This window comes from Streptomyces ossamyceticus (assembly GCF_001418475.1).
Lineage (GTDB): Bacteria > Actinomycetota > Actinomycetes > Streptomycetales > Streptomycetaceae > Streptomyces > Streptomyces ossamyceticus.
The window spans coordinates 82,725-88,780 of sequence record NZ_LIQX01000029.1 but is presented as its reverse complement, the minus strand read 5'-3'; the positions used below and the strand labels follow the sequence as shown (position 1 = coordinate 88,780).

Below are 6,056 nucleotides of genomic sequence, written 5' to 3'. Positions count from 1 at the left end.
AGCACTCCGGCGAGGGCGGCGAGCGGGATCTTCGACACCAGCGGTGCCGCGGCGAACACGATCACGGCGAGGATCGCGGCGTGGGTGAGGGCCGCCAGCCGGGAACCGGCGCCCGTACGGACGTTGACGGCGGTCCGGGCGATCGCTCCGGTCGCGGGCACCCCGCCGAACAGCGGGGCGGCGATGTTGGCCAGTCCCTGGCCGAACAGCTCGCGGTCGGGATCGTGCTTCTGTCCCACGGTCATGCCGTCCGCGACCGAGGCGGACAGCAGGGACTCCAGGGCCGCGAGCGCCGCCACGGCCACGGCCGGGGCGAGCAGGGTGCCGAGCGCGCCCGGATCGAGGAAGCCGAGCGAGGGCGCGGGCAGTCCGGACGGGAGGTCACCGATGGGCGCCGCGTCGAGGTCCGCCACCTGGGCGACGACCGTGGCCGCGACGACGGCGACGAGGGAGAACGGGACGGTCGGCCACAGACGGGCGCCCCCCAGCATGATCACGGCGACGGACACCGCGAGGCCGACCGCCGTCCAGTTCGGGTGCCCCGCGAACTCCGCGACGGCCCGCCACGCCACCACCAGGACCCGGTCGCCGTCGGGCGCGGGCACACCGAGTGCCTGGGGCACCTGTTGGAGCCCGATGACGCAGGCGATCCCCAGGGTGAAGCCCTCCACCACGGGCGCCGGCACGTACCGCATGCAGGTTCCGGCCCGCAGCGCGGCCAGGGACATGAGCATCACGCCGGCCATCAGCCCGACGGTGAGTACACCCGTCGTCCCGTACTCGCCGACGATCGGCACCAGCACCACGGTCATCGCCCCGGTCGGCCCGGACACCTGGAGGTCGGAACCGCCGAAGAGGGCGGCAAGCGCACCGGCCACCACGGCGGTCGCCAGTCCCGCCTCGGCCCCGAGACCCGAGGAGACACCGAACCCGAGCGCGAGCGGCAGGGCCACGATCGCCACGGTGAGCCCCGCGAGCAGATCCCGTCTCGGGGAGCGCCCCATGGCCGCCAGGTCGGCGCGTGAGGGCAGCAGCGCGGTGAGCCGCGCCGCGGCCTGGTACAGCGGAACGGACACGACCCCTCGGCTTCCCTGCGGCGCCCCGACTTCGGAGCGGGCCCCATGCGCCGTGCCCGGCGGACCACGGGCACGGCAACACAGCATCTAGTGAATTGCTAAATTTTGCAATTCCGCAGGTGGGAATGGGGAAGAGATGAGGAAGGGTGAGAGTGGGGGCGGGGCAGGAGGACGGTTCCTGCGCCTGGAGACCCGCCGTCGGTGGGGTGTCAGCTCGTCCTGTGGCCCCATTGCGGGCCGACCAGAGTCCATTCCCTGCCCCACTGCTCGACACGACGCCGGTCGAGCCACCACCGTCCGGCACGGCCGACGCCGTACGTCAGACCGCTGAGGGCGAGCGCAGCGGCCGTGCCGAGCGAGCCGGCCTCGATCGCCGCCTCGTTCGGGGTGGGCGGCTCACTGGTCAGGGCGCCGCTGGCGTCGGTCCAGACCGTGACCCGGGTGCCGGCCTTCCGGCCCCCCTCCACCAGGGTCCTCCCGGTGCGCGGGGTGCCGTCCGGAGCGGTCCAGCGGACCTCCGTCGAGGTACGGTCGCCGGTGCTGTACCGACCCGAACCCGGCTCGGGGGCGCCGGAGAGGAGTACGGCTGGGACCGAACGCCGCTCGGCGCGCTGGTCGGCGAAGACCTCCTGCGCCGCCCGCGCGGTCAAGAAGCCGGCCAGGGTGCCTCCGATCGCCATGACCGTCCAGACGGCGAGCACGACCCACGCCTCCAGTACGTCATCGTGGCGCCGCAGCGGATTGCTCCGCCATCGCCACAGAAGTTTCTTCCCTCGCCTGCTGCCGGCCATCGGTCCGCACCTCCTCCTCGTCGTCCCTGTGGAAGGTGCCAGTCGGAACACCGCCGTCACATGGGCCGTTCAGGTGCCGTCGTCAGGGCCGACCGGGACCCACTCCCATCGCCCGGCGAGGTCCTTCAGCCCTGGGCAAGGCGTGTGGCGCGGCGTGGACGGGGCGCTTCGGGCCGAGCCGGGCGGCGACCGCTGAACGGGCGACCCCCTGCGGTCGGTCGGCGGCACGGGAGCAGGGGAGCACGGGTGCAGGACGGGAAGGGCCCCACCCGCTTCTCGCGGATCCTGATTACGCGGTGCGCGACCTCGCGGGCCGCTTCTCCGCGTCTCTCCTACGGGGCCCTTCCCATCGGTTTCAGGACAACACGAGGACGGCGAACGCGCCAGGGCCGAACGACCCCGACCTGTCACCTCCGCACGGGAGCCGTGACCCGTGCCACGAGAGCGCGGACGTCGTACTCGTCCTGGCCATCGCCCGCGTCCCCCAGGAGCGGCCCTCCCCCGGACGTTGCCGGGGACGGCTCCGGGGCGGGCACCGCGACCACCGGAACCGTGGCGTGGAGCAGGCACTCCCGGCCGACCGCCCCGACCGGGGGCAGCCCGAACGCGCCATGGGCCCGGCGCCCCAGAACGAGCAGGCGCGCGCCGCGGGCGTGTCGTAGAAGCACCCGAACGGGTGGCCCCTGCGTCACGACGGCGTGGACGTGGGCGGCGCGGAGGTCAGCGGCACGGAGGTCACCGTCGATCCGCGGGCCGAGGGCCTCTCGCAGCGTGTCGGCGAGCAATCCCGCCGCTCTCACCCGCTGTTCGGTGACCGTCGGGCGGGCCGACGGGGGAGCGTACGGGGCGAGCGTGGGCCCGGTCGGTTCCCAGGCGTGCACGGCGACGATCTTCGCGTGGACGGCTCGGGCCTCCCGGACCGCCCAGCGCAGCGCGGACACGGATGCCTCGGAGCCGTCGACGCCCACGACGATGGCGTTCTCGGCGGGGACGTTCTCGGCGGTGACTTCCGGCATGGCGGCCTCCCTCAACGGCCTCTGGACCCACCATGCGGTGCCGCGGGGGACGGCACTTGGGCCGAGAGGGCTCGTCCCGTCGGCCGAACGGCCCCCGGTTCACACTCGGGCGGCTCCGGCTCCGGCTCCGGCTGCGGCTCCGGCTGTGGCTCCGGCGGCGGGACCGGCTGCGGCGGTGGACTCGGCCCGGGCGGCCTGGGCGAGCAGTCGGTCGGCCAGTTCGCGGGCCTCCTCGGCCGTCAGCGCGGCCCAGACACCGGGTTCGTCACCCTGGTCCGGGCCCACGCGCAGGGTCACCCGGGTGATCGGCCGGGCCGCCGTCAGCGTCAGGCATTTCACTGTGATCCTGCGCCCGCAGGACGTCACCAACGGGGGCTTGTCACCCGGTGAATGCCGCTCCTGCCCTGGAGCCGTCATGGGTCTCACACCTTCCTCCGAGCCGCGATGGGGACCCCTTCCGCGCGCCCTTCGCCGTGAAGGTCGCGATACCGGTCGGAGTATCCGGAACAGCGCCCCGCGGACGTGTCTTGTTCCCGCGCCGGGCCGTGAGTTCGGCCGCCGCCGCGCCTCTCGTGCGCACTGCCGTCAACGCGAACGGTCACACGGTCGCGGTTCAGCGGTTGCGCTTCAGCGGTCGCCTTCAGCGGTCGCGGTTCAGTCGTGCGGGACGACCGCCACGGGGCAGGGCACGTGGTACGGGGCCGTGCGGGCGACGGGGCCGAGTCTCCCGGGATCGGGCCGGTGCCGGGGACGCCCCACGACGAGGAGAAGACCGGTGACCGCGGCCGTCAACAGCGCTTGGGAGAGATGGCCCGTCATGGCCCTCTCCTCGACGGGTGTGTCGGGGAACTTCTCCCGTCGGGGCGTCGGCGCGGCGGTCAGCCGTACGCGTTCCTCCGCCTCGGGAGGGCCGACCGGGTCGGCGACGAGCTTCTCGTGCGGGTGGGCCGCCAGGGAGGCCGGCAGGGGCAGGACCCGTACGACACGGACGGGTGTCCCGCGCGACGTGGCCTCGCCGAAGACGAAGTCGAGCAGCGCGTCTCCGCCGGCCCGAGCTCCTGGACGCCCACCATGACCGCGTCCTGGTTCACCCCCGAGGTCCCGCCCCGGCTGCCGTCGGCCGACGGATCGCCGGCCCGCACGGTGACGGCCGGACACCGGGCACCTCCGCCTCGGCCCGTCCCAACACGTCCCGGCCCTACGGCCGATTGCTGCGGGCCTCTTGCGGAAGGGCCGACACATCGAGCGGCTGCGTGGTCCACGAGTGGAGCAGCACGACCGGCAGGTGCCGGGCGGCGGCCTCGCGAGCGACCCACCGGACGGTGGTCATACCGGCGGGGGAGCCGTTGAAACCGACGGTGGCAGAGCCGGTCATGGCCCACCTCCGCTGTCGGCGTGCCGCCCGTCACGGCGTCACGCGTCCGTGCCCACCTCCGTCGCCCCTTCTCCCCGCCGGGGGTACGGGGGCAGGGGCCGGACGGCACGTGCCTCGGGACCTCCGGCCCCGTGTGAGGGCCACGAGTCCGTCAGGACGCGAACAACACGTCCGCGTCCAGCGCCTGCCGGGCCGGTCGGCGCGGTGACGGCGGACCTTCCGGGCCGAAGCCCAACCGGATCACCATCTGCGCGTGGGCCCGCGGGGCGTCCGCCCAGGGCACGACCCGCTCCCGCAGATCGGGCCACTCCAGCGCCTGGTGCAGGAGCGACGCCCGCAGCCCATGGGCCGTGGCCACCAGCAGGACACGTTGGAGTGCCTGTCCGGCGCGCAGCCAGTCCGACCTGCGGTCGTGCGCGGTGGACAGTACGGCGATCGACGGCCGCTTCTCGAAGGGACGCGTGGCCAGAACGGACGGACGGCGGTGCGCGCCGAAGTCCCGGAGGGGCATCCGCTCCCAGAAGTCCTGCGGACCGATCGCCGCCGGAGGCATGCCGAGGGCGGCCGCGTTCGGCTCGTGCACCCAACGGCGGCTTTCCGCCGCCCGGTCGGGGTCGGCCGTGTTGCGGCGCTCGGCGTCACGGAACAGCCGCAGCACCCGCTCCGTCCCACCAGGGCCGGGGCGGCTCAGCAGGGCGCCCTCATGGTGCGCGGCCTCGACGAGTTCCGCTGCCACAGCTCCGGGCAGCGGTGCTTCGGAGAACGGGAACCGACTGCTGTGCCGGTGCCACAGCGCCTCGTACAGCCGGGGGACGGTCGCGTTCCGAACCGGTCCGCCGAGCCGTACGGTGGCCAGCAGATCCGGTTCGTCGGGCCGGGGCAGCAGCCGGGTGATCGGCTCCCGACCGAAGTGGGCGACCGCCAGCCGGAGATTGAGGAGGGCACAGCCCACGGAGAGGTGCAGGGCACGGCCCATGGGGTCGAGGTGCCGGAGCCCGCGGTCCGCCACGGCCCGGACCTCCAGGGTCACCGTGTCCGGGTCGAACCGGAAACGCCAGGGCTGGGTGTTGTGGATCGAGGGAGCGGCCACGGCCGCCGACACCATCGTCTCCAGCGTCGGGAGAGCGGGAGCTGCGGACCACATCGGGAACTCCTTCCCGCCCCGCGCCGCGGAGCCGGTGGGCCTGGATGGTTGACCCTGCCCACAGTGGCGGCGCCGCGCCGGACGCAGGAGGGGCCGTACGGCTCCACGGTCGGGCCGCACGGCACCCGACGGGAGCCCTTCGGCACCCTGCGCCGTGGCCCTCCGGGCGGTTGCATGGAGGAGAAGGATCGGGACCCGGAAGGAGCAGGCAGCATGCTCACGACGACATCGGCTTCGAGACTACGGTCGGCATCGACCCTGCGATCGGTGTCGACGCCGAGATCGGCATCGGCATCGGGGGCGAGAACGAGCTCGCTCGTTCGGAAGCGGTACGCCGTCCTGTTGGCGGGCTCCGCCGTGGTGGCTTTCGCCCTGCGGGCCGTGCGCGACGCGCTGGCACTCCGCGCGCTGCGCCGCCGCACGGACCGTCGCACGGACCGTGGGTCGTCGGTGACCCCGACGATGCCGGTGACGCCCACTTCGCCGGTCGCGCCGACGGGCCCGCCGACGACCGTGCCCCCGCTCCCACCGACGAACTCGCCGACGGACGTGGCCGCCCGTCGCCCCCGCCCGGCTCTCGTGTCCCGCTGAGCCGTCCGGCCCGTGAGGTGGCGGGAGTTGGGGGCCTAAGGGCCCTGGGAAAGGACCTGCGGC

The 6,056-nt window shown here is 74.1% G+C and carries 7 protein-coding genes; all 7 read right to left on the bottom strand.

The window, feature by feature from the left end; translation table 11 throughout:
- A partial coding sequence (locus AOK15_RS02860) for a SulP family inorganic anion transporter (RefSeq protein WP_240508282.1) occupies positions 1 to 1,004 on the bottom strand: 1,004 nt, incomplete at its 3' end.
- Between the two features lie 281 nt (positions 1,005 to 1,285).
- Entirely contained in the window at positions 1,286 to 1,867 is a 582-nt protein-coding gene (locus AOK15_RS02855; protein WP_055512362.1) for an Rv1733c family protein, read from the bottom strand.
- A 407-nt stretch (positions 1,868 to 2,274) separates the two neighbouring features.
- A complete protein-coding gene (locus AOK15_RS02850; RefSeq protein WP_055512360.1) occupies positions 2,275 to 2,883 on the bottom strand; it encodes a universal stress protein in 609 nt (202 codons plus the stop codon).
- A gap of 99 nt (positions 2,884 to 2,982) precedes the next feature.
- A complete protein-coding gene (locus AOK15_RS02845; protein WP_240508279.1) occupies positions 2,983 to 3,300 on the bottom strand; it encodes a hypothetical protein in 318 nt (105 codons plus the stop codon).
- 237 nt (positions 3,301 to 3,537) lie between these two features.
- On the bottom strand, positions 3,538 to 4,041 hold the full coding sequence (locus tag AOK15_RS02840) for a universal stress protein (RefSeq protein ID WP_055512357.1): 504 nt from the start codon (positions 4,039 to 4,041) through the stop codon (positions 3,538 to 3,540).
- Between the two features lie 40 nt (positions 4,042 to 4,081).
- On the bottom strand, positions 4,082 to 4,258 hold the full coding sequence (locus AOK15_RS46450) for a universal stress protein (RefSeq protein ID WP_240508278.1): 177 nt from the start codon (positions 4,256 to 4,258) through the stop codon (positions 4,082 to 4,084).
- Positions 4,259 to 4,409: 151 nt separating this feature from the next.
- A complete protein-coding gene (locus tag AOK15_RS02835; RefSeq protein WP_079058272.1) occupies positions 4,410 to 5,402 on the bottom strand; it encodes an Acg family FMN-binding oxidoreductase in 993 nt (330 codons plus the stop codon).
- Positions 5,403 to 6,056 lie beyond the last annotated feature (654 nt).

Bases quoted from the DNA above. Each gene is read 5' to 3' on its own strand.
- AOK15_RS02835 (WP_079058272.1), bottom strand. From the start codon at position 5,402: ATGTGGTCCGCAGCTCCCGCTCTCCCGACGCTGGAGACGATGGTGTCG.
- AOK15_RS46450 (WP_240508278.1), bottom strand. From the start codon at position 4,258: ATGACCGGCTCTGCCACCGTCGGTTTCAACGGCTCCCCCGCCGGTATG.
- AOK15_RS02855 (WP_055512362.1), bottom strand. From the start codon at position 1,867: ATGGCCGGCAGCAGGCGAGGGAAGAAACTTCTGTGGCGATGGCGGAGC.
- AOK15_RS02850 (WP_055512360.1), bottom strand. From the start codon at position 2,883: ATGCCGGAAGTCACCGCCGAGAACGTCCCCGCCGAGAACGCCATCGTC.
- AOK15_RS02845 (WP_240508279.1), bottom strand. From the start codon at position 3,300: ATGACGGCTCCAGGGCAGGAGCGGCATTCACCGGGTGACAAGCCCCCG.